We start from the raw sequence: 25,901 nt of genomic DNA, 5'->3' as shown, positions 1-25,901 counted from the left end.
CACCTCCCTCAATAACATATCCTTATGACATTCTATATGTATTATAACTGATTTGAATCAAAAAGGACATAGTCAAAACCCTAGTTTAATACACGCTCTTTTGACAGTTGATCTAAAACTTTAATAAATGCCTTTATGTAATCCTCCTTTTCTTCGACGTCGTCCAAACGTTTAAAATAGTAGAAATATTCCATTGCATTCATTTCATTAAATAGTTTTGCAACAAAACGAATAAAACTGATATAATTTTCTTTTAATCCTGTTTGAACCTTTGATTTAAGAGGCAAATACACCAACTCCACTTTTATTTGCTCCCCTTGCTTATCAATATATATCCATTCTGGGCGCAAAGAAAAATTATTGTCATAGAGGAGATTATTCTTACTTTCAATAAGGATCAACCTGATTTGCTCAAGAATTCGAAGTAATTCTTGACATGACAACTGCTGTTGTGCCAGCTCATTTAGTGAGCATTTGTTTTTATCTGGATAATACAGATAACTTTTCTTTTCTGTCATACTAAACCGAAAGGACTTAATCCCCGCAATCGTTCGATAATAGAAAATTTTCATTTGATACATTTCTATATTTTTTGTTTCACACTCTAAAATTAGAAACTGATCATTTTGAATTTCTAGCATACTACTGTCAATCCCTCCCATTATTTCAATTCGTCGATATTGAACTCTTCAAAAATATTCGTCATAAAAAGTTCAATTTCCTTTTGAAATATAATTGCCAAACCGATTAAAATGATAATAATCAGTGCAAGTTCAACCATCCCCATCCCTTCTTCATCGTGGATGATTCTGTCCATAAATAATTTACCTTTTACATATGTTGTTACTAATAATTTGTTCATAATACGTCTCCTTTATTTTAAATTATTGACTACATCATATTGACTTCCATAAATGATGGAACGATTGTAATGATTAAAATGACAATAAAGATAATAAGCATCGGAAAAACTAACTTTGAGCTGGCTTTTTCACTCTCTTTTCGTGCGTGCCGAATTCGTTGATCCCACATAGTCTCTGAAAGTGTTGCTAACTGAATAGTTAAGTGATGATCACCTTGTCTTAGATTTTGCAAAATCAGACGGCAAAATCTCCTCCCTTCTATAATGGAAAAACATTTTTGAAAATCCGAGATAATTTCATGAAATTCTCGTTCCTGTTGAATCATTATTTGCCACTTCTCAAAATATTCCTTCATCTTATTTCCTTGTTCTAATGTTTGCACTCGATTATCTACTGATAGATAAAAACTTTTTTGAATCGTCAGTCCAGAGTGAAACATTAAAATAAAATTATTCAAAAAATACATAAGCTGTATACGCTTTTCTTTTTCAAAAACTTCGCTTTGATGGCGCACTTCGTAATGTGAAAGCATAGAAAAACTTAATATGAATAAAAAAATATAAGCAATATATTTTCCTTTTTCAACCGGAAAATAAGTTTTATAAAATTTTATCTCCTCTTCAGGTAAAATGATGCGTTCCTCTGAGTTATCTAATTCTAACAATTGGATCATCATAGCCAATTGATATTTTTCATACTTTTTCATATAGTCTTCACTTACATGTGAACTACGAATATAAATTTGAACTGTTCCTTTTTTTTCAGCCTTCTGATATTTAATACTATAGGGTAATACTACCGTTTTATCCAAATATTCAGGAGCAACCCATCCTTGATCATCTATTTCCTTAATTTCTTCTGTAAAGAACTTGAGCTCACATTTTTTATAAGTATTTGTTAGCTCGATAGCCCCATCAATAGTTTCCAACTCCTGTACGTCTTCTGCCTCTTTTTGATTATATCTTTGACGAAATTCCTCTTCAAAGCTTATCTGATTTTCTGTCAGATATTTTTCCATTTCTTCAAGCGAGGCTTTTTTGGAACGTACATTTACGTCAATTGACTCAATCGTCTCATCACCCGTTTGATAATACAATTTATATTTTGTCCCCGCTTCATAAAAATCAGGGCGCTCAATCATATCAACAGGTTCGATTTGATCTCCTTTTAACATTTGTATTCCAAGAAGAATGGTCAGCACTCCTATTGCAATGAAGATCTGCTTGGTGTATGTCGGAAAAATTTTCATCCATATTGTTTTTTCAATTCGTTTCATGTTCCCTCCTAAATTGTAATATTGACAATACGTCTTCCAATAAGTGCACTCATAACATACAATAAAACCCCAACGAACATGATACATCTCCCCTGAAGTGTCCCATACATTAATGGTGCAAAATTGTCCGATACGCTTCGTAGGTATAAAACCATAAGGGGAACAAATGAAAGCAACATATAAAGTTCAAATTTTTTTTGGGTAATAATAACTTCCAGTTCCTTTTCCACATTATTTTTTTCATCAATCATTCGCACGGTTTTTTCTACTACCGCTTGAACGGAACCTCCTTGACGAACCGTTATTTGAATGACTTTTGAAAATTGATGAATCGATTCAATATCATATATTTTTGCTAATTGCTCAAATGCAGTATTAATATTCATATTCGTCTCAAAAGCCATGACAATTTTTAAAATTTCTGCTTCGAGCAAAAAAACCTCTAATTCTTTTTTAAGTTCACTATAACTTTCTTTGACTGAATTTTCAAAACTCTTTCCAATACTCATAGATGAAGCAATAGAATATATAAATGCTTTGAATTCTTCTTCAACTTTCTTCTTAACTGCTGATTGGCTATTTCTTTTTAAATATTTTATGAAAAATAAACAACTCCCACTAAGTACTATTGAAAAAATAAATGCGTCAAAAAATATTTGTCCTAAAACAAATGCCACTATCATTAAAATAGGTAACTGAAAAATCCACCGATAGCGTATAGCATATTCATTCAAGTGCTGCCACTTCATTACACAATGCCTCCTCTTTTGTATTTACTCTTGTTTTTAGTTGTGCTCTATCTTGAGGTGATTAATGATGACATTGTTCGTTCGAACAAGTGTATCTTTTTGACTGTCATAAATAAAGATTGGATTTAGTTGAATTCGCTCCGACTCAACCGGTAGGACTTCAGATATCTCCATAATTCGTCGTCCTTTTCCTTCAATTTTTTGTATATGTACCATTAAATCTATTGCAGATGCAATCTGTTGGCGAATCGCGATAAGTGGTAAATCTATTGCAGATAAAACCATTGTCTCAAGGCGAATCAACATCTCCATGGTTGAATTGCCATGACCTGTACTAAGGGATCCGTCATGTCCAGTATTCATACATTGGAGCATATCTATCGTCTCTTCCCCTCTGACCTCTCCCACAATAATACGATCTGGTCGCATACGGAGTGAAGATTTAATCAAATCACGAATTGTTATATGGTTAACATATTCATCATCCCCTATACGCGTCTCAAGGCGGACAAGGTTATCAATATCTTGTAGTTGTAACTCTGCTGAATCTTCTATGGTTATCACACGTTCTTTTTTTCCAATAGCATCCGATAATACATTTAAGAGCGTCGTTTTTCCAGAACTTGTACCGCCTGAGACAAATATATTAAATCTTTTTTGTACGCATAACTCTAAAAAATTCATCGCTTCCTCTGACACCGTTTGATTGTTGATAAGATCATCTTTGATAAAACGCTTTACCGGGAACTTACGAATTGTAACATAAGGTCCTCCAATAGCAATCGGAGGCAATACCACATTAACCCTTGAACCGTCTTTAAGTCTTACATCACAAATGGGATACCTTTCATTAACCTTTCTATCCATTAATCCTACAATCTTTTGAACGAGTTGCATTAAGGTTTCTAAATCTTCAAAACATGTCTCACATTTTTTGATAACGCCCTCTTCTTCGATAAATATTTCCTTGTACCCATTGATCATAATCTCAGTAATTGACGTTGAATCAATGAGTGGCTGTATCACCCCCAATTTGCGAAACTGGTTAAAAATATTTTCCATAAGAAGCATTTTGTTTTCCAGGCTATCAAAAGGTAATTGATTTTGAACTTCTTCTTCAATAATCTGTTTAACGGTTATATCATCAACTTCTTGAAATTCATTCATTCTAGAAAGCACTTTTGCCTTAACTTCCTTCATTTGAATAAACCTCCTCTTTTTCTTGAAGCATCTTCTCAATAGAGACACTCACAAGAGATGTATTGTTACTTTCACCAATATGCCATTTTCCATCAATCTGTTCAAAGACACTTTGTTGTATTCGCTCCTCCGCTGAAAATAGGATATTACGTTCTGATCGACAGATCAACGTATGTAGCTTTTGATTGATATGTACTCCATTTAAAGTGAAAACCACCACATCATAACCGCTTTGTTCCTTTAACCATGTAAGCCACATCGCTTCCTCCTGCTCTGTTAAAAAATCATAGTCTCTCATGTTTAGTGCCCCTTCAAGGACATCAATATTACGATAAGGTTTTTGAACAATTTCATTTAGAATCAAGCGAAAATTCGTTTTTTTATTGCGGATTTGCATATATACATAGGATAAGTTGCTTTTCGGATTTTTTTCATTATGAAAAAAGCTATCATAATGTATAATAAGTATTTTTTTATTTTTAAGGGAAAAGTGTAATGACTTTATTTGATCCAGAATCTCATCTGAAAAAGAATATGTTCCATAAGGTTTGTATAGAGTGATAAATGCTGTTTTTATTTTTTGGGATACAATTTCACTATTCATGTTTTGAATGAAATTTGATTTTATTTGATGGTAAATCTCACTAGCTGATTGATATTTATGTATCACCTGATCCGATAAAGGTCTCATCGGTATTTTTTGTTTTTTATAATAGGCTTGGATATGCTCTGTACTTTCGTCTGTCCAAATACCTTCTGAAAGAATACACCACTGCTGATGTTGAAGGTAGTACTGAACCAATGGATTCGTTGTTTCGAATACACCTCTAATCCACTCTTCATTAAAAGCAAAAATCCCTCGCTCATAGCTTATTTTCTTTTCTTGATGCATAATTTCTAATTCTTCTAAGCTATCTATACGTATACATTCTAACCCTCCACCATAGGGATACTGATACGTGCACAATGTGTGTTCAAGTTGCTGAATATAGTGTATATCATTATCGAATAGAATAAGTTGCATTATTGTCTCCCCTCTTTAATGCTTCTGTCAACATCTATATTCTATGCATTGTCCATCATTTTGTAAAGCACAAAAAATACACACAAACGTCGCTTTTTTCTTATTTAAGCGTCATTTGTGTGTATAACTTGTGGATAACTTCGTGCTATTTTCTTTACATATCATGCGATCTTGTTGAATTCATAAACTTTGTATATTCACCAAACCATGCTAATTCAACGGTTCCCGTAGGACCATTTCTTTGCTTTGCTATAATGAGTTCTGCCAAACCTTTCATCTCAGAATTTGGGTCGTAATACTCATCTCGATATAAGAACATAACGACGTCCGCATCCTGTTCAATGGCTCCCGATTCACGCAAGTCACTAAGCATGGGGCGATGATCTGCACGTGCTTCACAGGCTCTTGACAACTGTGACAAAGCAATAACGGGTGCCTGCATCTCTCTTGCAAGGGCTTTTAATGATCTTGAAATTTCAGATATTTCTTGTTGACGAGATTCGCCATTTCCATTTCCGCTCATTAATTGAAGATAATCAATTAAGATGAGGTCTAATCCCTTCTCAAGTTTTAGTTTTCGACACTTTGCCTTCATCTCTCCAACTGTGATTCCCGGTGTATCATCGATATAAATCGGCGAATCATTAAGAATTGCTGCACCATTTAGCAGGTTTGACCACTCATCGTCTTCTAGATGTCCTGTTCTGACTTTTTGGGCATCAACCATAGCTTCCGAACATAGCATACGGTTGACCAGCTGTTCCTTGGACATCTCCAAAGAAAATATAGCTGTTGATGCTTTTTCTTTAACTGCAGCATGTTGAGCCACGTTAAGCGCAAATGCTGTTTTTCCCATTGAGGGTCTTGCCGCAACTAATATAAGGTCTGCTGGCTGTAATCCAGCTGTTTTGGTATCTAAATCAAGGAATCCACTGGGAATTCCTGTAACACTTCCGCCACTATCATGTGCCGAAACGATCATATTTAATGTCGGTGTAATCAACTCTTTAATATCTGAAAACTCTTCTGTTTTACGATTTTGCATAATATTAAAGATTTTTTCTTCTGCTGTATTTAAGATACTTTCAAGCTCTTCTTTGGCTTCATAACTATCTGTAATAATATCTTGACCTGTTTTGATCAATCGACGCAAGACAGATTTTTCCTTTACAATTGAAGCATAGTTCTTAATATGCGCCGATGAAGGCACAGACAGAGCCAATTTGGAGAGGTATTCTATACCACCGACCTGATCTAATTGTGCATTAGTTTGCATGGCATTTTGAAGCGTAACCAAGTCCACCGGTTGATTACGATTATGCAAGTCCACAATACTATTAAAGATAAGTTTTAAATCAGGATGGTAAAAATCATGTTGATCGATATGCTCTAATGCAATTGCAATCGCCTCTGCATCCATAATCATTGATCCAATCACAGATTGTTCTGCCTCTAAACTATGTGGCGGTATTCGCTTTATCACTTCATCCACTGAGTTCACCTCAAGTCATTTCTATTCTTCGACAACTTTGACATTAATTTCAGTTGTCACTTTTGGATGTAACTTAATCGGTATAACATGAGTTCCTAATGATTTAAGTGGTTCTTTTAAGACTAATTTTTTCTTATCCACTTCTAAAGCATGTTGTTCCTTAACTGCTTTTATGATTTCTTTTGAAGATACGGATCCAAATACCCGTCCTCCTTCACCTGTTTTTATCGGAATAGTCACCGTCATATCTTTTATTTTTTGTCCTAATGCTTTAGCTTCTTCTAACTCTTCTTGTCGACGTTTTTTATCGGCTTTTTTCTTTAGTTCTAGTTGGTTAATCGCGTCATTGGTTGCTTCAACTGCTTGATTTTTTCTAAATAAGACATTGCGCGCAAAACCATCCTTCACTTCGATAAGTTCACCTTTTTTACCAACTTTTCTAACATCTTCTAATAAAATTACTTTCATTCTTCTACACCTTCCTCTAAAAATTCATCAATAGCTTTTTGAAGCACGATGACAGCTTCATCAAGCGATATATTTTCTAATTGAGCGCCAGCAACACTTAAATGTCCACCACCGCCAAGTTTTTCCATAATTAATTGTACATTGACAGCATCAAACGATCGTGCACTTATATAGATAATATCATTCATCTGCGTTAGTACAAAAGAAGCTTTAATTCCAGAGATATTTAATAACTCATCGGCTGCTTGTGCCGCAGCTAGGGTTGGATTTGATCCACTCGCCGGACTTTGAGATATGGCTATCTTTTCTCGGTATATGATGGCATCTTTCACTGCACTGGCTTTTGCCTTATATGTTTCCATATCATTTTGGAAAAACTTTCGTACACGTATTAAGTCCGCCCCATTACGCTTTAAGAAAGCCGCAGCCTCAAAAGTCTTAACCCCTGTTTTAATAATGAAATTTTTTGTATCTACTGATATCCCTGCAAAAAGGGCATCTGCTTCTAACGGATCTAATTTTACCTTATCCGTAATATATCTTAAAATCTCTGTGATCATCTCTGATGTTGAAGAAGCATATGGCTCAATATAACTTAGTACACTGGGTTCGATATATTCTGTACTGACGCGATGATGGTCAAAGACCACAACATTATTCGTATATTTAATTAAATCTGGATACTCTAAATAACTGGGTCGATTAACATCAACAATAACCACCAATGTATTGGATCCACATAATTCAATACTTTTAGGTCCTGTCACAAAAATATCATCTGGAAAATGATCACTTGCTTTAATCTGATCGTGTAATACTTTAATGGCCGTTGTAACTGTATTTAATACAATGTTAACCTTTTTATCTAAAAGTCTTGCACATGCATACACACCCATAGCGGCCCCAAGTGAATCTAAATCGCCTAGTTGATGCCCCATAACAATAACGTTATCGGCTTCCGTAATGAGTTCACGAAATGCGTAAGATTTAATCCGTGCCTTAACGCGCGTATTCGTTTCAACGCCTCGAGTTCGTCCGCCATAAAATGAAAATTTATCATTGTTTTTGATGACGGCTTGATCCCCACCTCGTCCTAGGGCTAAATCAATAGCTGTCCTTGCATATTCTTGTGCTGTTGTGTAACTATGCTCATGAATACCAACACCAATACTTATGGTAACAGGTAACTCATTGCCTATACTTATCTCACGAATATCATCTAAAATTTTGTATTTTTCTTCTGCTAATTTTCGCACATACTTCTTTTGAAAAATAAAAATATATTTATCTTTTTCAATTTTACTTAAAATACCTGAGACATCTTTTGCCATTGCATTTAAGTTACGATCAATCAAAGCAACCAGCAATGGGCGACGAACTTCTTCAATACTTTGCAGAATTTCTTCGTAATTATCCACATATATATAGCTAATGACTGTTTTTTGCTGATTATTAATCAACTCTAATCTTTTTTGCACAGTTATATCATATATATACACACTATAATACGAAAAATTAACAGGTTTTTGTAGTAAGGCTGAATGTTCCGTCTCCATATGGTGTTGATGCATGGAGAAGCGAAGCGTTCTTTTATTATATGTCAGTTCAAACTCAACCGGCTGCTCATACGTCGGATACTCTTGATCTTTTATCGCTTCAAAGTACTCTGATATCGATTTTCCGATATTTTTTGGGTCTTCTACCAAATCATAAAATGCATCATTTGACCATGCGATGTTTCCTTCAGGATCTAATAAGCAATGTGGAATCTCAAAATGTATCAAATGCTCTTTTTGAATATCACTTATCTGTGTTGACAATTCAAATGTTTCTTTAACTAAATGTCTCCGTGTAAAAAAATACATAATGCTAAATACAATCAAATTGAAAAAGGCGGCGACCAATGCCACCACACCGAAGGATCGTTCAACCTTAATCGCATGTGCAGATAGTATAAATAAAATTAAACAGCTCAATAATGGCCAAATAATAAAAATATGCATTCGAAATCCTAGCTTCACTTTTTTTCTACTCATATTTTTCCTTTCCATCACGTAAATTATACAACCTATCCTATTATAGCATTAATTGAATAAATTACCAAGAATGATGTTGTCTATATTAAAAAAGCTGACAGCATACGCTATCAGCTTTTTATGATAAGATTACCCTAATAATAATCTAATATATTATTCGACTGTATAAGCCAATAAAGCAATATGTCTTGCTCTCTTGATTGCAACAGTTAAAGCACGTTGGTGCTTTGCACATGTACCTGTAATTCTACGAGGTAAAATTTTTCCACGTTCAGATACAAATCTTCTTAACTTATTAATATCTTTATAATCTATTGTAGTTGATTTGTCTTGGCAAAATGCGCAAACTTTTTTTCTTCTACGTCTAGGATTATTACGTCGATCAAAAGCCATAATGAAACCTCCTTATTCTTATTCTATATTGACTGTTTAGAATGGTATATCATCATCATCAAAGTCGTCATCCACTGAAACAAAACCATCAACATTCCCATTTGATTGGGGCTTTGACATTGGTGCTTCATTGTATGAATTATTTGAGCTTTGACCACCCATTCGTTCTTCAAAACTTCGCTTAGACTCAGCAAAATGCTGTTCTTCAACAACAATATCTGTCGTATAACGACGAACGCCATCTTTTTCATAGCTTCCTGTCTGAATATGTCCTACTACAGATACTTGTTGTCCCTTTTGGAAAAACTTTTCAGCAAACTCAGCATTTCTTCCAAAAGCAACAATGTTGATAAAATCCGCATCGGGTTCACCATCTCGTTTAAAGCGTCGATTAACTGCTAATGAATATCTAGCAATTGCAAGTGGCTCTGCCCCTTGCGAATACCTTACTTCAGGATCGCGTGTCAATCTTCCCATTAATATAACTTTATTCATCGAGTTTCCCCCTTTTTTGGATTATTCTTCAACTTTTACAATTAAGAAACGTAGTACCGTTTCCATAATGCGAACACGTTGTTCAATTTGAGCCGGAGAGTCAGCTTCTGCATCAAAAGTAATGAAGTAATAAAATCCTTCACGAATCTTTTGGATTTCATAAGCTAATCTTCTCTTTCCCCAATCGTCAACTTTAGCAATTTTACCGCCGAAACGTTCAATTGTAGACTTAACAGTCTCAAGAGCTTCATCTCTGACTTCTTCTGTAACTTTTCCGTTAATGACTAATGCTAATTCGTATTGGTTCATTCTTACACCTCCTTATGGTCTTTGGCCTTTACATATACATAAAAGCAAGGATATTGTCACAAGTATATATTCTATCATATCTTTATATAATAAGCAATACTTGTACAACTAAAATTATTGTTCTTTTCGTATACTTTTAATATTTTTTGTAATTTTATTTCTTGGAACCATTACCATATGATCACAACCAAGACATTTAATTCTTAAGTCCATGCCCACACGTAAAACTTTCCATTCATTAGATCCACATGGGTGCTTTTTCTTTAGCGTTAAAATATCTCCGATTTCAATCTCCATAATAATATGCTCCTTTCTCACAAAATTTCAAAAAAAGACTGTTGACTAGCTCATGCTAGGACAACAATCTTAAAAGTAGTTGCGGAGAGAGGATTTGAACCTCTGACCTTCGGGTTATGAGCCCGACGAGCTTCCAGACTGCTCCACTCCGCGTTAGTTGTTAAGGCGCCAACCAGATTTGAACTGGTGATGAAGGTGTTGCAGACCTCTGCCTTACCACTTGGCTATGGCGCCATATGTTTTTCATAAATGATTATATGTAAAATTGGCAGCCACCTACTCTCCCAGGTCGTTACCAACCAAGTACCATCGGCCGTCCAAGGCTTAACCATCGTGTTCGGGATGGGAACGGGTGTTTCCCAAGGACGCATCGCCACCAAAATGACCCGTAGGGGAATCGAACCCCTGTTACCGCCGTGAAAGGGCGGTGTCTTAACCGCTTGACCAACGGGCCTTATTAAACTCCCCAAGTTGGACTCGAACCAACAACCCCTCGGTTAACAGCCGAGTGCTCTACCATTGAGCTATTGAGGACTATTATCTAAAATCTTCTACATTCTAAAGTCAAACTTCACTTCATACACAACTCTATTAAAACTCTTAAGCTCGCTTTGGTTCAAGCCCTCGATCTATTAGTACTAGTCAGCTGAACATGTTACCATGCTTACACACCTAGCCTATCAACCTGGTCGTCTTCCAGGGATCTTACTCCATTAAGGATGAGATATCTTATCTTGAGGGGGGCTTCACGCTTAGATGCCTTCAGCGTTTATCCCTTCCCGACTTGGCTACTCTGCTATGCCTTTGGTAAGACAACAGATACACCAGCGGTCAGTCCATCCCGGTCCTCTCGTACTAAGGACAGCTCCTCTCAAATATCTTGCGCCCACGACGGATAGGGACCGAACTGTCTCACGACGTTCTGAACCCAGCTCGCGTACCGCTTTAATGGGCGAACAGCCCAACCCTTGGGACCGAATACAGCCCCAGGATGCGATGAGCCGACATCGAGGTGCCAAACCACTCCGTCGATGTGAACTCTTGGGAGTGATAAGCCTGTTATCCCCAGGGTAGCTTTTATCCGTTGAGCGATGGCAATCCCACTTTCATACCACCGGATCACTAAGTCCTAGTTTCCTACCTGCTCCACCCGTCGGTGTCACAGTCAAGCCTTCTTATGCCTTTGCACTCTGCGAATGATTTCCAACCATTCTGAGAAGACCTTTGAGCGCCTCCGATACACTTTCGGAGGCGACCGCCCCAGTCAAACTCCCCACCTGACAGTGTCCCCACACCCGTTTAGGGTGCTAGGTTAGAAATCCAATATTACAAGAGAGGTATCCCAACAGTGGCTCCACGAAGACTGGCGTCCTCGCTTCAAAGCCTCCCTCCTATCCTGTACATGTAACATCGAATCCCAATATCAAGCTAGAGTAAAGCTCCATGGGGTCTTTCCGTCCTGTCGCGGGTAACCGGCATCTTCACCGGTACTACAACTTCACCGGGCGCGTTGTCGAGACAGTGCCCAAATCGTTACGCCTTTCGTGCGGGTCGGAACTTACCCGACAAGGAATTTCGCTACCTTAGGACCGTTATAGTTACGGCCGCCGTTTACTGGGGCTTAAGTTCTAGACTTCGCTTACGCTAATCCTTCCCCTTAACCTTCCAGCACCGGGCAGGCGTCAGCCCCTATACTTCACCTTTCGGTTTTGCAGAGACCTGTGTTTTTGCTAAACAGTCGCTTGGGCCTATTCTCTGCGGCCATCCGAAGATGGCACCCCTTCTCCCGAAGTTACGGGGTCATTTTGCCGAGTTCCTTAACAACGCTTCTCCCGTCGGCCTTAGGATTCTCTCCTCATCTACCTGTGTCGGTTTGCGGTACGGGCACATATAAAACAATAGCGGCTTTTCTTGGCAGTATGGATTCACAAGCTTCTCTACTTTAATTCGATCCGCGTCACACTTCAACCTTAAGTTGGACGGATTTGCCTATCCAACGGCCTTTGTGCTTGCACCAGTTTTTCCTTTCCTGGCTCTTGTTATCCTCCTGCGTCCCCACAGTTCTGTTTATATGCGGTACTAGAATTTCAACTAGTTGTCCATCGGCTACGGCTTTCGCCCTCACCTTAGGTCCCGACTTACCCAGAGAAGATCAGCTTTACTCTGGAAACCTTAGATATTCGGCCGAGAAGATTCTCACTTCTCTCTCGCTACTCATTCCGGCATTCTCTCTTCTTAGCTCTCCACTGCTCCTTACGGTACAGCTTCTCCAATCTAAGAATGCTCCTCTACCACTGATACTTACGTACCAATCCACAGCTTCGGTGGCGTGTTTTAGCCCCGGACATTTTCGGCGCAAGACCTCTCGACTAGTGAGCTATTACGCACTCTTTGAATGCATGGCTGCTTCTAAGCCAACATCCTAGTTGTCTTCGAAATCTCACATCCTTTTCCACTTAACACGCACTTTGGGACCTTAGCTGGTGGTCTGGGCTCTTTCCCTTTTGACTATCGAACTTATCTCCGATAGTCTGACTCCTGATCATCATCTATATGGCATTCGGAGTTTGATATGCTTCGGTAAGCTGTGAAGCCCCCTAGGCAATTCAGTGCTCTACCTCCATTAGACTAAATCAAGGCTAGCCCTAAAGCTATTTCGAGGAGAACCAGCTATCTCCGGGTTCGATTGGAATTTCTCCGCTATCCACACGTCATCTCCACCTTTTTCAACAGATGTGAGTTCGGTCCTCCATTACCTTTTACGGTAACTTCAACCTGCACATGGATAGGTCACCCGGTTTCGGGTCTACGACTACTGACTTGACGCCCTATTAAGACTTGGTTTCCCTTCGGCTCCACATCTTTAATGCTTAACCTTGCCTGCAATCGTAACTCGCCGGACCGTTCTACAAAAAGTACGCCGTCGCACTTTAACGTGCTTCGACTGCTTGTAAACATAGGGTTTCAGGTTCTCTTTCACTCCCCTCCCGGGGTTCTTTTCACCTTTCCTTCACAGTACTATGCGCTATCGGTCACTAGGTAGTATTTAGGCTTACGGGGTGGTCCCCGCTCATTCACGCAAGGTTTCTCGTGTCTCGCGCTACTCTGGATCCTGCTGGCTAACTCAAACTTTCGTCTACGGGGTTCTCACCCTCTTTGACATGCTCTTCCAAAACATTTCGACTAATCTTTGTTAATACCGTCTGCAGTCCGAACCCCTATGAACTAGGTTCACAGGTTTGGCCTCTTTCCCTTTCGCTCGCCGCTACTTAGGAAATCGATGTTTCTTTCTCTTCCTCCGGGTACTTAGATGTTTCAGTTCCCCGGGTTCCCCCTACTAAGCTATGTATTCACTCAGTAGTAACTGGGATCTTCCCAGCCAGGTTTCCCCATTCGGTAATCTCTGGATCAATGGCTATTTGCGCCTCCCCAAAGCTTTTCGCAGCTTATCACGACCTTCTTCGGCTCCTAGTGCCAAGGCATCCACCCTATGCTCTTATTAGCTTGAACGTAGCTTGCTTAAGAGTTTAATACAATTGTGTATGCTCTTTGGTTCTTTTCTATTCTTAATTTCGGTTTACGTATAAACCTTCGTTATTAAATAAATAGGTTTGTTTATTTTGACTTTTCGATATGTAGTTTTCAATGTTCATTCACTACTTTCATACGACAGTTCCCTGTCGAATGGAGATAAGGAGATTCGAACTCCTGACCCCCTGCTTGCAAGGCAGGTGCTCTCCCAACTGAGCTATACCCCCATACACATTGTTTCCGAGTGGGCACAAGTGGACTCGAACCACCGACCTCACGCTTATCAGGCGTGCGCTCTAACCGGCTGAGCTATGCGCCCCAGTTAGAATGTCTTTTTTAAACAAAGTGAATGTATATAATTCATGTTTATTTTTTTATAAATAGGCAGCCACCTACTCTCCCAGGTCGTTACCAACCAAGTACCATCGGCCGTCCAAGGCTTAACCATCGTGTTCGGTATGGGAACGGGTGTTTCCCGAGGACGCATCGCCACCTAAGAGTTTTTCTATGAAAAACTTAGAACTTTCAGTTCTTCATGAACTTCTAGTTTATTCTTTCCGGCAGATGTATGCTTGCATACATCGAGAGGAAAGCTTCCAAGTTTTCTCTTAGATGTTATTAAATTGTAAGTTACTTTTAATAACTCAATAGTGAAGTAAATCTCGCTCTACCGTGTTTGCGAGTTGCCTTTCGGCTTGTTGTATGTTTTTTGACGTCGTTACCACGACGGCAGTCTCTGCTGCTCATCTTAAACCCTCAGGTCTAAGTTCTTCCTTAGAAAGGAGGTGATCCAGCCGCACCTTCCGATACGGCTACCTTGTTACGACTTCACCCTAGTCATTGATTTCGCCTTAGACAGCTCCCTCCTTACGGTTGGGTCACTGGCGTTGGGCGCTTCCAACTTCCATGGTGTGACGGGCGGTGTGTACAAGGCCCGGGAACGTATTCACCGCAGCATTCTGATCTGCGATTACTAGCGATTCCAACTTCATGTAGTCGAGTTGCAGACTACAATCCGAACTGGGACGGACTTTATGAGGTTTGCTTAAGGTCACCCTGTCGCTTCTCTTTGTATCCGCCATTGTAGCACGTGTGTAGCCCAAATCATAAGGGGCATGATGATTTGACGTCATCCCCACCTTCCTCCGAGTTATCCCCGGCAGTCTCTCTAGAGTTCCCATCCGAAATGCTGGCTACTAAAGATAAGGGTTGCGCTCGTTGCGGGACTTAACCCAACATCTCACGACACGAGCTGACGACAACCATGCACCACCTGTCACTTCTGTCCCGAAGGAAAGTCTCGATTAAAAGACGGTCAGAAGGATGTCAAGATTTGGTAAGGTTCTTCGCGTTGCTTCGAATTAAACCACATGCTCCACCGCTTGTGCGGGCCCCCGTCAATTCCTTTGAGTTTCAGTCTTGCGACCGTACTCCCCAGGTGGAATGCTTATTGCGTTAACTGCGGCACCGAGATTCGACTCCCGACACCTAGCATTCATCGTTTACGGCGTGGACTACCAGGGTATCTAATCCTGTTCGCTCCCCACGCTTTCGTACCTCAGCGTCAGTTACAGTCCAGAAAGCCGCCTTCGCCACTGGTGTTCTTCCTAATATCTACGCATTTCACCGCTACACTAGGAATTCCACTTTCCTCTCCTGTACTCTAGCCCACCAGTTTCAAATGCAATCCCGGAGTTGAGCTCCGGGCTTTCACATCTGACTTAATGGGCCGCCTACGTACCCTTTACACCCAGTAATTCCGGATAACGCTTGCCCCCTACGTATTACCGCGGCTGCTGGCACGTAGTTAGCCGGGGCTTCTTAGTCAGGTACCGTCATTTTCTTCCCTGCTGATAGAAGTTTACAATCCGAAAACCGTCTTCCTTCACGCGGCGTTGCTGCATCAGGCTTTCGCCCATTGTGCAATATCCCCCACTGCTGCCTCCCGTAGGAGTTTGGGCCGTGTCTCAGTCCCAATGTGGCCGATCACCCTCTCAGGTCGGCTACAGATCGTCGCCTTGGTGAGCTTTTATCTCACCAACTAGCTAATCTGACGCGGGTCCATCCTATGGCACCGGAGTTTTTCACACTGTATCATGCGATACTGTGCGCTTATGCGGTATTAGCTAAGATTTCTCTTAGTTATCCCCCTCCATAGGGCAGGTTACCCACGCGTTACTCACCCGTCCGCCGCTCTCCAGCTCATCCGTCATCCGAAGATTCCGTCAAAGCCTTCTCGCTCGACTTGCATGTGTTAGGCACGCCGCCAGCGTTCATCCTGAGCCAGGATCAAACTCTCAAATTAAAAGTTTTTTATCCTCGCTTAAACACTAGCTGTTCGCTATTACTGTTACTTGATCTCTCAAGAATTGTTTGGTATAACTTGGTTTACTTCACTATTCAATTATCAAATGTTCATTTGGTATTTTTTTTGCGTTTCGCTGTTTTTGTCAGCGAAGATTATAATATCATATCTTCTCTCGATTGTCAACAGCTTTTTTAATTTCTTTTTTTTAAATGTTCTTTCGCTGTTGTGTTTGCCTCATTTGTTTGTGTGGCTCACTTGACCAGCGAAATGTATTATAGCATCGCTGTATACTTGTGTCAATACTATATTTAATCTTTTTTTATTTTTTTATCAAAATACTTGCTTGGTCTAGGTAATGTATGATTGGATTATATTCATAAACATATCCTGCAATAACGGATTCCTCCATTAACTGTACTAGTTCTTGATTGTTGGTAACCGTAATCATCAAAGAAATAATCCCTATAAATATAATAACAATTACGCACCCTAGTCCAAATCCCAACAAACTTCCCGCCAATTTATTTGTCATATTTAAGAATGGTAACTTTGCTACAAGGTCCAATATATTAACGACAACAGCAAGAACAATAATAACTACAATAAGTAAAATAATAAATATTAAAATATTTAATACAACATTTGCCAGCATGCCACTGACATATTCATTAAATGTTGTGGCGCCCACACGTCCAAAGCCTTCAATATTATTATTTTCTTTGAGCATCATCTTAAGCACATCCGGAATATTCAATAAATTGATTGCATCATATTGTTCTTCTTTTCCAGATAGCCCCATGAAAATCTCTCCGAAATTAAACGAATCTGCAATTTTCAAAGATAAATTTTCGTGGATTGTTGTTTTTGTCATTACAAACTTGGTTATCACCGGATACAAATAGTATGTAATCCCGAATGCAATAATTAAAGAGAGCGCACTATATAGTGTTTTTATAAACCCTTTGCCAAATCCATATAATATAGAACCGGCAAGGATAATGAGCAAAATAATATCAAGTGTATTCATTTGTTTCACCTTTCCTTAATTTTTAAAATTGTATATCCATAATCACTTTGTGCAATATATGTTGTTTTGTTGACTTCATAAAACTTATAAAATTCTGAGTATGTCGACGTAAACCATATGCGTTTTTTTCTATCTAATTTGATAATTTTTGATTGTGTTATGATAAAATAATGTTCAGGGTTACTTGTAATCCCCTTAATCTCTTCTTCAAATTGATGCTTAATCAGCAAGTTGCCTTGAAAGTCAAAGACACATACACTCTTTGCATAATCACTTTCACTGTATTGATTCGCCTTACCAAACAATACAATCAACTCATCATCTGTAACTTCGACTTCAAGAATTTCCGCTTCGAGAGGAATTTCTGCGATTTGTTTTGGTTCGTTAAGAGCATCAAAAATCTGAATGGATTCGTCTAAAATAGAAATCACCGTTTCATTATCAACCCAAAAGACTTCTACCGGCAGGGTGTTTTCATACGTGAATCCACCAACAATTTTTTCTCCCATCTGGTCATATTGCTCTTCAAAATTGAAAAAGGCGATTTGTGTCTGTAATCGATTATTTCCTATATTTAAATATGATGCAACCATTTTGTTTAAATCATTGGACGTATCTACTGCAATAGGGTATCCATCCTCAATAAAACGCGTCCCTCTACCGACTGTAAGTTCTCCTTGATCATTATAATAATTAATGAAGTGTTGAGACTTTCCCTCCATCACTGTTGTTAAGAATCCTTCACTGTTAATGTTAATATCAATAATCGGCCAATCTTCTTTGACCTCAAACAAAAAGCCTTTATCATTAAATACATATGCCGACTTCTTCATAATATCTGCTACTGCAATATAATTTCCAGAATGAACCATATATGGTGTTTCAATATAGAAGCTTTTGCTCCAAACATTTTTATTTTCAAGATTCTTTTTAATCAGCCCGTTTTTGCTACACAAAAAAATAGCATCATCAATAACTGCCATCTGAATATATACATCTTCAAAAACCTGGGTATCAATCGTTTTAAAATAAACTTCACCGCCATTAAAGCGGTAGTACTGGGGGCGGATGACAAACGTATAGATTAAGCTCGTCATCACGATAAACACTAATATTCCAAATACATATATACTCTTATTTTTCATTATTCACCAACTTTAGTCTCTCTAGTATAAAAAAAGCAGTGATTCTCAAACTCTCTGATGAATCACCACTTCATTTGATGGAGCTTATACATTGCATCACTTTTTATTCCATGATACGTTCATATTGTTCAATATACTCTTTTGCTGCTTTATTCCATGAGAATCTTGTACGCATTCCACGTTCAACCAGTGCATTCCATGCATCTTTATTCTCGTACAATGTCATTGCTTCTTGTATCGCTTGAACAAACTCATCACTATTATAATTTTTAAATAAAAACCCTGTACTTTGCTCTCGATTTTCATTATAATCGATAATCGTATCTCCCAATCCTCCAGTACGCCTTACCACTGGAACTGTTCCATATCTTAGACTATATAGTTGTGATAGTCCGCATGGTTCAAACAGTGATGGCATTAAGAAGATATCTACAGAGCCATATATACGTCGTGCCAAGCCTTGATTAAATAAAATATTAGCGCTCACTTTATCTGGGTGCTCGCTTTCTAATTTTTTCAATCGACTTTCATAGAAATAATCTCCCGAACCAAGAATGACAAACTGTACATCTTGATTAAGTAAGCGTTCCATCGCTTGGATAATAAGGTCAACACCTTTTTGTTCTGCTAAACGCGTTACCACTCCTAATAAAGGAACGTCACGTTCCGGAAGTCCCAGCTCCCTCTGAAAGCTTGCCTTTTGCTTTGGTTTCATCTGAATAAAATTCTCAACATTAAAATTATATTCAAGCGCTTCATCTACAGCCGGGTCATATTTGTCATAATAGATTCCATTAACGATTCCATATATTTTATCGGTATATTTTCGAAGTAAACCGTCAAGTCCATATCCATACCATGGTGTCTGAATTTCACGTGCATAGGTTTTACTGACCGTCGTTACCAAGTCTGCATACACAATTCCAGCCTTCATATAACATACCTTCCCATGGTACTCAATTGCATCCATGTTAAAGTATTTTGTCGGCAAGTTCAAGTCATCCAACACACTCTTATCAAATACACCTTGATACTGAAGGTTATGTATAGTAAACATTAAACGAATATTGTGATAAAAATCCAAATGGTAATATTCTTTTTTCATAAATAGGGCAATCAAAGCCGACTGCCAGTCATTCAAATGAATTACGTCCGGTTTCAAGTCTAGAAACATTAGCATCTCTAATGTTGCCTTGCAAAAAAATCCAAACCGCTCATCATCATCTGTATATCCATAGAGTCCATCGCGTTCAAAATAATCTGTGTTTCCAATAAAATATGTTAAAACTCCATCGTAATTAAGCGCATATACATCCGCAACTTTTGCCTGCCCACCTGCTTCTACAATGAAACTAAATTCTCGCTTTAATGCATAGTTATCCTCTACGGCTCTATATTTTGGCATAACACGAATAATGTCAACGCCTTCTTCTTTTAAAGCTATTGGCAATGCTTCAGCCACGTCTGCCAATCCACCTGAGGCAGCATATGGTACAGTCTCTGACGATACAAATAGAATTTTCATGTTTTTACCTCTCAAAAATCATTTTGTGGTCACTATCATACTTATTATAACATATTGTAAATCACTCTGTCATATATATATTATCCTTTTCACCAAAATATCTAGGATATGATATACTAAGTGTATCTTTTATTGAAAATGAGGAGGTTACTATGCGAAGTAAAACATACACAAATCGAAACGAAATTCTTCCCGAATACACATGGGACTTAACCCACTTAGTCCCATCAGATAAAGTGTGGAACCAGCTCTATCAAGACATTAACAGCCAGATACAGCAGGTATCCGCTTATAAAAATCAGCTACTAAAAAATGCCCAAACACTTTATGACGCTTTAGAGCTTCGCTCCAAGGTTTTTATGATGTTTCATCGTATTTATGTTTATTCAAATATGAAGCTTCACGAAGACACAGGCAACTCCCGCTCGCAAGAAGCCGTTCAAAAGGTTAACAATCTAGAGGTTACTTTAAATTCGGCATTCGCTTTTTTTGAGCCGGAACTAATGGCGGCAGATACAATGGTTATCCAAAACTACCTGGATTCATATGAACCTTTATCAATGTATAATCACTTTTTTGACAATCTTTTTAGACAAAAACAGCATATTCTTCCAAAAGAACATGAAGAATTACTTGCACTTGCCAGTGATTTTACCGGGTCACCCAGCGAAATTTTTTCTATGTTTATGAATGCAGATTTAGTGCTTCCTGATATTGCGGATGGAAAAGGCGAAAGCCATCCTCTATCTTTAGGTTCTTATCAACGATATATTAAAAGCAATGACCCTATTTTACGTAAAAACGCTTTTGACAGTCTGCATCAGAAGATGAAAGATCATACCAATACCCTAACCAGTATTTATCTTTCCAGCTTAAAAAAAGATGTCTTTGAAATGCGTGCTCGCAACTATACAAGTTCATGTGAAGCTTCTCTTAGTAGCAAAAATATTGATGTTGCTGTCTATGATAATTTGATTCAAACAGTACATGAACACTTGCCTTTGCTACACCGCTATGTTCGACTACGTAAAAAAATGCTTCAGCTGCCGACGCTCCATATGTATGATTTATATACACCGCTTGTACATGATATGGACCAAACCATTGAATACGACGAAGCAAAAGAAATCGTTCTTGAAAGTCTAAAACCTCTAGGAGAGGATTACTTAGCTCTAGTTAACAAAGGATTTGAAGAACGTTGGATTGATGTATATGAAAACAAAGGAAAGCGTAGCGGTGCATATTCTTGGGGTACATACGATTGTCATCCCTATATTCTTTTGAACCATCAAGATACATTAAACAGCACCTTTACCTTAACCCACGAAATGGGGCATGCCTTACATTCTTATTACTCAAACGCTCATCAACCCTATCTCTATCATTCATATCCTATTTTTTTGGCAGAGGTAGCATCAACTGTAAATGAATCTTTACTTATTCATCATTTGCTTGGGAAGGCCAAAGAAAAAAAAGAGAAACTTTATTTGTTAAATTATTATATGGAAAGCTTCCGTACGACCCTATATCGCCAAGTCATGTTCGCTGAATTTGAAAAAAAAGCTCATGAAATGCTTGAAAACGCAGAGCCAGTCACTTCAGATAGCTTATATCAGATGTATAAAGCATTAAATGCGACATACTATGGTGATGACATCATTGTTGATGATTTAATTGGTTATGAATGGTCAAGGATTCCACATTTTTACACAGCATTTTATGTGTATCAGTATGCCACCGGTTTTTCAGCGGCTGTTGCCTTATCTAAGAATATTCTTGACGGTGGTCAAGATGCCGCCAATCATTACAAAAACTTTTTAAAAAGCGGCTCCTCTAAGTATCCAATCGATACACTTAAAGAAGCCGGTGTTGATATGACGAAAACCACTCCTATCAAAAATGCACTTTCCGTCTTTGAAAGTCTGTTAGATGAAATGGAATCGTTACTTTAGATTTATGATATGTCCTTGGAGGCTTCAGTGATAAAATCAATGTGATCCCCACGGGACATATCTACTTGAAATCCCGCATTATTAATACGTCGTTCAATACATCCACGGCAGTGAGCCGCTTCATCTCCTGTACAAATCTTTCCATCATACAACAAGTACTTATCTCGTACTGTTGTCGGGGAAAGATTGGGCATCACCACATTGGCTCCTGCCTTTAATCCTTTTTCACGCCCCAAAGGACTGATACTTCCTAATGCTGTTGTCGCCGGCAACAAAACCGTTGGCAACATCAAACGAATGATAGCTAATAAGATCGTTGTCATTCGTAAATCTCCGCCTTCTTCCTGAGCAAGAGGCGTATCCTTATGGGCAATAAAAGGACCAATGCCAACCATTTGAGGTTGTAGCTCTTTTAAAAAACGTAAATCTTTGACCAAATCTTGGGTCGTCTGCCCCGGCAATCCAACCATAAATCCAGCCCCAATCTGAAATCCGATATCTTTTAAATCATATAAGCACTGTCTTCGCTCATCAAAACTCATCTTTGGATGTAGCGCTTCATATAATTGTCTTGAGCTTGTTTCATGACGAAGCAAATAGCGGTCTGCACCTGCTTCATAGTATTTTTGATAGGACGCTTTTGGCTTTTCTCCAATAGACAGCGTGATTGCAACATCTGCATACGTTGCTTTGATTTTTCGAACTATCTCAACAATATCTTCATCTAAATAGTGATTATCTTCTCCTCCTTGGAGCACAAACGTACGATATCCCAAGGTATATCCAACTTCACAACACTCTAAAATCTCTTCGATTGATAAGCGATAGCGCTCTGCAAGTTTGTTGGATCGGCGAATACCGCAATAAATGCAGTCGTTTTTACAATAGTTCGTAAATTCAATCAGCCCCCGCATATATACGTCTTTTCCATAGACGGATTGTCTACAAGCATCTGCTTTTTTAAAAAGATATTCCATGGTGTCATCATCTAGGCCGTCTATTAGTTTTACCAACTCCAAGTCTGACAAATCATGTTCTTGGAAAAGGCGGTCAATTCGTTGTTCCATTATAATCTCCTTCGTCTTCATATAAGTACCCTAAATCACTGAGCGCTGCCTCTATAAGGTCAAGCTCTTTTTCACTATTAGCTTCAATCGTATGATAATGTACATTGTCTGTTAAAAACATCAACGGTTTAAAATCTTCTGCTTGGCATTGTATAATGTACTTTTCCATTTGCGCTTTGTTGTCAATATTCATATCGGCCACCAAATCGCCATAAATCGGATGATGAATAAAGACATTGAGCAGACTTCCCCCTAGGTCAAGTATGGTTGTCAATTCTTTTTCAATTTCGCTATGATCATGTTTTACTGCAAAAACGCGTTTTGGCATATTCATATGAAACGAAAAATAAATATATCCATCTGCAGTTGAGACGATTTGCTCACCGACAGCTCTTAAAAGCGCAATATCTTGAACAATCACTTGACGACTTACACCATATTTTTCCGCAAGTTCTGCGCCTTTCATGGCTTTTAACGACTTCATTAAGTCTTTTCGAATACATTCTCGGCGTTCATTTCCTTTCAACATTCTTCTCATCCTCTCTTTAAATCTTCTATAGTTATCGTAAAGCGGACACCATGCTCCAAATTTTCAACACTGTATTGCATTTGATGTTTATCAAATATTTGCGATGCAATGGCTAATCCCAATCCTGTCCCCTCTTTTTTCCCTCTGTTTTTTCCTTTGTAAAAACTTTCAAATAAATGCTTCAAGTCATTTTCATCGATAGGCTCTCCCGAATTCATAATAGAGATAACCGTGGCTTCTTGTTTATTATACACATCAACTGCTATGAAGTCATCAGAATTTTTCATTGCGTTATTTAAAATATTGGTTATCGCTTGTTCTAAACGCAGTCTATCCCCGTGAATTACAATATCACGCTCACACTGATCTGAAAACAAAAGGCGAAGTTCTTTAGCTTCAATAACACGACGATAACGTTCCAATAAGTTGGACAAGAATACTCGTAATTCAATCGCCTTAAATTCAAAGGATAATGTATTTGCCTCAAGCTGGGAAAGTTCCAACAAATCTTTAATAATATGGCTCATTTTATCTGCTTCTTCTTCAATCACTTGATAATACTCGCTAATCTCCTCTTCGTCAACAATATTATCGGTGAGCGCTTCGGTATAACTTGAGATAATAGAAATAGGCGTCTGCAGTTCATGGGATACTTGTGCCACAAAACGCCGCCGCATCAGGTCAATATTTTTTTCTTTTTGTATTTCTATATATAAATCATTAATTGTACTCTCAAGCTTATTGCTGATGCTATTAAGTTCCTGTCCCAGTTCACCTAATTCGTCTTGGCGACTTCCTTGATAGTAATGATTAAACTTAAGATTTCCAATATTTCTAGCGACTTGGTGCAACTCTTTAATGGGTCGCGTAATATTCATTGACAAAATAATCGATAAGAAAAGGGCTACAGCCGTTGCAATGGCCAGCAAAATATTTGAAAATGCCTGAATGGTACTAATCGTCTCTTCAATTGCCACAATGGGGATTTGTAGTGCTGCATATTTTTCACTCTCGAGTTTATCAATAAAAATCAGCCATCTTGCGCCTTCTACCGGAAAGGAGGTTTCATATATCAATCCAACTTGATCTTTATATACAATCTCTTGGATAATAACCCCTTCCGTGTATTGAAGTCGCTTGTTTTCATAAACAATTTTATTCGTACTTGCGTCAAAGATTTGAATTTTCCCTTCAAATAAATACCCCAAGTATTCAATACGATTTAAGGCTTCATCTTCACTGTGGCTTGTGTTATAGATAGCATCTATCGTCTTGGCGACTTCCTTCATATCCATAATTTTGTTTCCATAATAATAGCGTTGAATAAAGTTATTGATACCGATGCTAAAAATCAACGCAATAATCACGATTAGTATCATAAAAGAACTTAAAATACGCACAAGTATCGACTTCATCTATTCCTCCTCAAAACGGTATCCAACACCTCGAACTGTAATAATACGCTCTCCTTCATGTTCTAATTTTTTACGCAGGCGCTTAATAACAGTATCAACGGTACGATCGTCTCCCACAAAGTCATAACCCCATATACGATTGAGGATTTGTTCTCTTGATAAGGCTTGATTGCGATTATTTAAAAAATAAATCAGCAACTCATATTCTTTCGGGCTCAGTTCAATGGGTCGTTGGTTCACTTCGACGTGCATCCCCAAAAGGTCAATTGATAAATCCCCCAACTGCACCTTATCCGTTGCCGCCATTTTCCCGCTTCGATGAAGCAAGGCTTTTACTCTGGCAACAAGTTCTCTGGCACGAAACGGCTTTGCAATATAATCATCGGCTCCAAGCTCAAATCCAAAGACTGTATCTTCCTCACTTGTTCGAGCCGTTAACATCATTACGGGAACCTTACTGTCTTTTCGAATTAGTTTTAATGCCATCCATCCGTCCATAACCGGCATCATGACATCAAGAATAATCAAATCAACGTCATATTCTAGATACATATCTACAGCTTCTTGTCCATTCGTTGCCTCATAGACGTCATAGCCTTCATTGGTCAAATACTTTTTAATAATCTTACGCAGTTTTTCTTCATCTTCAGCGATGAGAATTCGATTTGCTAACATTTAATCACCTTCATTCAATTTTTTATAAATATTACCATATTTATGTGGCAAAATGATGTTAAGTTGTGTTACAATGACCCTACAAAAAAAGTTGCAGTAATTTTTTTCTGATTTACCTAGTTGGA

Annotated in this window: 21 protein-coding genes, 6 tRNA genes and 4 rRNA genes; 1 reads left to right on the top strand and 30 read right to left on the bottom strand. The window is 38.3% G+C overall.

The annotated features are described in order from the left end of the window. Window positions 1-80: 80 nt before the first annotated feature. The 26 genes from QBE53_00820 to glgA all read right to left on the bottom strand — a co-directional run bounded on the left by QBE53_00820 (window position 81) and on the right by glgA (window position 20,138). The gene (locus QBE53_00820) at window positions 81-641 is read right to left on the bottom strand and encodes a DUF6382 domain-containing protein (GenBank protein WZL81674.1); all 561 of its coding nucleotides are present in this window, start codon (window positions 639-641) and stop codon (window positions 81-83) included. 20 nt (window positions 642-661) lie between these two features. Further along, window positions 662-862, bottom strand: a complete 201-nt coding sequence (locus QBE53_00815; GenBank protein ID WZL81673.1) for a Flp1 family type IVb pilin — start codon at window positions 860-862, stop codon at window positions 662-664. Window positions 863-891: 29 nt separating this feature from the next. Beyond that, a complete protein-coding gene (locus tag QBE53_00810) occupies window positions 892-2,139 on the bottom strand; it encodes a hypothetical protein (protein WZL81672.1) in 1,248 nt (415 codons plus the stop codon). An 8-nt stretch (window positions 2,140-2,147) separates the two neighbouring features. Beyond that, window positions 2,148-2,888, bottom strand: coding sequence for a hypothetical protein (locus tag QBE53_00805; protein ID WZL81671.1), 741 nt, complete (start codon window positions 2,886-2,888; stop codon window positions 2,148-2,150). 36 nt (window positions 2,889-2,924) lie between these two features. Then, complete coding sequence (locus tag QBE53_00800; protein WZL81670.1) at window positions 2,925-4,088, bottom strand: ATPase, T2SS/T4P/T4SS family; 1,164 nt, start codon at window positions 4,086-4,088, stop codon at window positions 2,925-2,927. Then, window positions 4,075-5,112 carry a hypothetical protein gene (locus tag QBE53_00795; GenBank protein ID WZL81669.1) on the bottom strand — a complete coding sequence of 346 codons (1,038 nt, stop codon included), beginning with the start codon at window positions 5,110-5,112 and terminating at the stop codon, window positions 4,075-4,077. Before QBE53_00795 ends, QBE53_00800 begins: the two co-directional genes overlap by 14 nt. Window positions 5,113-5,266: 154 nt before the next feature. Further along, window positions 5,267-6,604 (bottom strand): replicative DNA helicase, encoded by a 1,338-nt coding sequence (gene dnaB, locus QBE53_00790; GenBank protein WZL81668.1) that lies wholly within the window; start codon window positions 6,602-6,604, stop codon window positions 5,267-5,269. 21 nt (window positions 6,605-6,625) lie between these two features. Continuing rightward, entirely contained in the window at window positions 6,626-7,072 is a 447-nt protein-coding gene (gene rplI / locus QBE53_00785; protein ID WZL81667.1) for a 50S ribosomal protein L9, read from the bottom strand. Further along, window positions 7,069-9,108 carry a DHH family phosphoesterase gene (locus QBE53_00780; GenBank protein ID WZL81666.1) on the bottom strand — a complete coding sequence of 680 codons (2,040 nt, stop codon included), beginning with the start codon at window positions 9,106-9,108 and terminating at the stop codon, window positions 7,069-7,071. The genes rplI and QBE53_00780 overlap by 4 nt, the downstream gene beginning before the upstream one ends. A gap of 153 nt (window positions 9,109-9,261) precedes the next feature. Then, window positions 9,262-9,501, bottom strand: coding sequence for a 30S ribosomal protein S18 (gene rpsR, locus QBE53_00775; GenBank protein WZL81665.1), 240 nt, complete (start codon window positions 9,499-9,501; stop codon window positions 9,262-9,264). A 36-nt stretch (window positions 9,502-9,537) separates the two neighbouring features. Continuing rightward, window positions 9,538-9,996 carry a single-stranded DNA-binding protein gene (locus QBE53_00770; GenBank protein ID WZL81664.1) on the bottom strand — a complete coding sequence of 153 codons (459 nt, stop codon included), beginning with the start codon at window positions 9,994-9,996 and terminating at the stop codon, window positions 9,538-9,540. Window positions 9,997-10,017: 21 nt separating this feature from the next. Then, window positions 10,018-10,305: a 30S ribosomal protein S6 gene (gene rpsF / locus QBE53_00765; protein ID WZL81663.1), complete on the bottom strand. Its 288-nt coding sequence runs from the start codon at window positions 10,303-10,305 to the stop codon at window positions 10,018-10,020. 114 nt (window positions 10,306-10,419) lie between these two features. Then, window positions 10,420-10,605 carry a DUF951 domain-containing protein gene (locus QBE53_00760; GenBank protein WZL83248.1) on the bottom strand — a complete coding sequence of 62 codons (186 nt, stop codon included), beginning with the start codon at window positions 10,603-10,605 and terminating at the stop codon, window positions 10,420-10,422. Between the two features lie 76 nt (window positions 10,606-10,681). Then, window positions 10,682-10,755: transfer RNA gene (locus QBE53_00755), tRNA-Met, on the bottom strand. A gap of 10 nt (window positions 10,756-10,765) precedes the next feature. After that, window positions 10,766-10,836: transfer RNA gene (locus tag QBE53_00750), tRNA-Cys, on the bottom strand. Window positions 10,837-10,865: 29 nt separating this feature from the next. After that, a 5S ribosomal RNA gene (gene rrf / locus QBE53_00745) occupies window positions 10,866-10,983 on the bottom strand. 1 nt (window position 10,984) lies between these two features. Beyond that, a tRNA-Glu gene (locus QBE53_00740) sits at window positions 10,985-11,056 on the bottom strand. Window positions 11,057-11,064: 8 nt separating this feature from the next. After that, a tRNA-Asn gene (locus tag QBE53_00735) sits at window positions 11,065-11,136 on the bottom strand. A 78-nt stretch (window positions 11,137-11,214) separates the two neighbouring features. Next, a 23S ribosomal RNA gene (locus QBE53_00730) occupies window positions 11,215-14,112 on the bottom strand. 175 nt (window positions 14,113-14,287) lie between these two features. Then, window positions 14,288-14,360, bottom strand: a tRNA-Ala gene (locus tag QBE53_00725). Between the two features lie 18 nt (window positions 14,361-14,378). Then, window positions 14,379-14,452: transfer RNA gene (locus QBE53_00720), tRNA-Ile, on the bottom strand. A 60-nt stretch (window positions 14,453-14,512) separates the two neighbouring features. Then, window positions 14,513-14,630, bottom strand: a 5S ribosomal RNA gene (gene rrf, locus QBE53_00715). Window positions 14,631-14,911: 281 nt separating this feature from the next. Then, a 16S ribosomal RNA gene (locus QBE53_00710) occupies window positions 14,912-16,438 on the bottom strand. The 16S, 23S and 5S rRNA genes sit together here with 6 tRNA genes alongside, the layout of an rRNA operon. A gap of 322 nt (window positions 16,439-16,760) precedes the next feature. Then, the gene (locus tag QBE53_00705) at window positions 16,761-17,468 is read right to left on the bottom strand and encodes a CvpA family protein (protein WZL81662.1); all 708 of its coding nucleotides are present in this window, start codon (window positions 17,466-17,468) and stop codon (window positions 16,761-16,763) included. Between the two features lie 5 nt (window positions 17,469-17,473). Then, window positions 17,474-18,613: a DUF5711 family protein gene (locus QBE53_00700; GenBank protein ID WZL81661.1), complete on the bottom strand. Its 1,140-nt coding sequence runs from the start codon at window positions 18,611-18,613 to the stop codon at window positions 17,474-17,476. Window positions 18,614-18,716: 103 nt separating this feature from the next. Continuing rightward, on the bottom strand, window positions 18,717-20,138 hold the full coding sequence (gene glgA, locus QBE53_00695; GenBank protein WZL81660.1) for a glycogen synthase GlgA: 1,422 nt from the start codon (window positions 20,136-20,138) through the stop codon (window positions 18,717-18,719). A gap of 152 nt (window positions 20,139-20,290) precedes the next feature. Between glgA and pepF the strand changes: the two genes are divergently transcribed. Next, complete coding sequence (gene pepF, locus QBE53_00690) at window positions 20,291-22,090, top strand: oligoendopeptidase F (protein ID WZL81659.1); 1,800 nt, start codon at window positions 20,291-20,293, stop codon at window positions 22,088-22,090. A 2-nt stretch (window positions 22,091-22,092) separates the two neighbouring features. Here the strand turns inward: pepF and hydE are convergent, their stop codons facing one another. Genes hydE through QBE53_00670 form a run of 4 tightly spaced genes read right to left on the bottom strand, consistent with a single transcriptional unit; the run spans window position 22,093 to window position 25,776 of the window. Next, entirely contained in the window at window positions 22,093-23,157 is a 1,065-nt protein-coding gene (gene hydE / locus QBE53_00685; protein WZL81658.1) for a [FeFe] hydrogenase H-cluster radical SAM maturase HydE, read from the bottom strand. Continuing rightward, window positions 23,141-23,686: a transcription repressor NadR gene (locus QBE53_00680; GenBank protein ID WZL81657.1), complete on the bottom strand. Its 546-nt coding sequence runs from the start codon at window positions 23,684-23,686 to the stop codon at window positions 23,141-23,143. The genes hydE and QBE53_00680 overlap by 17 nt, the downstream gene beginning before the upstream one ends. Window positions 23,687-23,691: 5 nt before the next feature. Further along, window positions 23,692-25,101, bottom strand: a complete 1,410-nt coding sequence (locus tag QBE53_00675) for a HAMP domain-containing sensor histidine kinase (GenBank protein WZL81656.1) — start codon at window positions 25,099-25,101, stop codon at window positions 23,692-23,694. After that, complete coding sequence (locus QBE53_00670; protein WZL81655.1) at window positions 25,102-25,776, bottom strand: response regulator transcription factor; 675 nt, start codon at window positions 25,774-25,776, stop codon at window positions 25,102-25,104. It lies immediately after the preceding gene. Window positions 25,777-25,901: the final 125 nt, after the last annotated feature.

Source organism: Vallitaleaceae bacterium 9-2 (assembly GCA_038396585.1).
Taxonomy (GTDB): domain Bacteria; phylum Bacillota; class Clostridia; order Lachnospirales; family Vallitaleaceae; genus UBA1351.
This window is presented reverse-complemented; position numbering and strand designations above follow the sequence as displayed.

What these genes read in the sequence shown, in the direction of transcription:
- QBE53_00820 (WZL81674.1), bottom strand. Translation starts at nt 641, where the DNA reads ATGCTAGAAATTCAAAATGATCAGTTTCTAATTTTAGAGTGTGAAACA.
- QBE53_00815 (WZL81673.1), bottom strand. Translation starts at nt 862, where the DNA reads ATGAACAAATTATTAGTAACAACATATGTAAAAGGTAAATTATTTATG.
- QBE53_00810 (WZL81672.1), bottom strand. Translation starts at nt 2,139, where the DNA reads ATGAAACGAATTGAAAAAACAATATGGATGAAAATTTTTCCGACATAC.
- QBE53_00805 (WZL81671.1), bottom strand. Translation starts at nt 2,888, where the DNA reads ATGAAGTGGCAGCACTTGAATGAATATGCTATACGCTATCGGTGGATT.
- QBE53_00800 (WZL81670.1), bottom strand. Translation starts at nt 4,088, where the DNA reads ATGAAGGAAGTTAAGGCAAAAGTGCTTTCTAGAATGAATGAATTTCAA.
- QBE53_00795 (WZL81669.1), bottom strand. Translation starts at nt 5,112, where the DNA reads ATGCAACTTATTCTATTCGATAATGATATACACTATATTCAGCAACTT.
- rplI (WZL81667.1), bottom strand. Translation starts at nt 7,072, where the DNA reads ATGAAAGTAATTTTATTAGAAGATGTTAGAAAAGTTGGTAAAAAAGGT.
- QBE53_00780 (WZL81666.1), bottom strand. Translation starts at nt 9,108, where the DNA reads ATGAGTAGAAAAAAAGTGAAGCTAGGATTTCGAATGCATATTTTTATT.
- rpsR (WZL81665.1), bottom strand. Translation starts at nt 9,501, where the DNA reads ATGGCTTTTGATCGACGTAATAATCCTAGACGTAGAAGAAAAAAAGTT.
- QBE53_00770 (WZL81664.1), bottom strand. Translation starts at nt 9,996, where the DNA reads ATGAATAAAGTTATATTAATGGGAAGATTGACACGCGATCCTGAAGTA.
- rpsF (WZL81663.1), bottom strand. Translation starts at nt 10,305, where the DNA reads ATGAACCAATACGAATTAGCATTAGTCATTAACGGAAAAGTTACAGAA.
- QBE53_00705 (WZL81662.1), bottom strand. Translation starts at nt 17,468, where the DNA reads ATGAATACACTTGATATTATTTTGCTCATTATCCTTGCCGGTTCTATA.
- QBE53_00700 (WZL81661.1), bottom strand. Translation starts at nt 18,613, where the DNA reads ATGAAAAATAAGAGTATATATGTATTTGGAATATTAGTGTTTATCGTG.
- glgA (WZL81660.1), bottom strand. Translation starts at nt 20,138, where the DNA reads ATGAAAATTCTATTTGTATCGTCAGAGACTGTACCATATGCTGCCTCA.
- pepF (WZL81659.1), top strand. Translation starts at nt 20,291, where the DNA reads ATGCGAAGTAAAACATACACAAATCGAAACGAAATTCTTCCCGAATAC.
- hydE (WZL81658.1), bottom strand. Translation starts at nt 23,157, where the DNA reads ATGGAACAACGAATTGACCGCCTTTTCCAAGAACATGATTTGTCAGAC.
- QBE53_00680 (WZL81657.1), bottom strand. Translation starts at nt 23,686, where the DNA reads ATGTTGAAAGGAAATGAACGCCGAGAATGTATTCGAAAAGACTTAATG.
- QBE53_00675 (WZL81656.1), bottom strand. Translation starts at nt 25,101, where the DNA reads ATGAAGTCGATACTTGTGCGTATTTTAAGTTCTTTTATGATACTAATC.
- QBE53_00670 (WZL81655.1), bottom strand. Translation starts at nt 25,776, where the DNA reads ATGTTAGCAAATCGAATTCTCATCGCTGAAGATGAAGAAAAACTGCGT.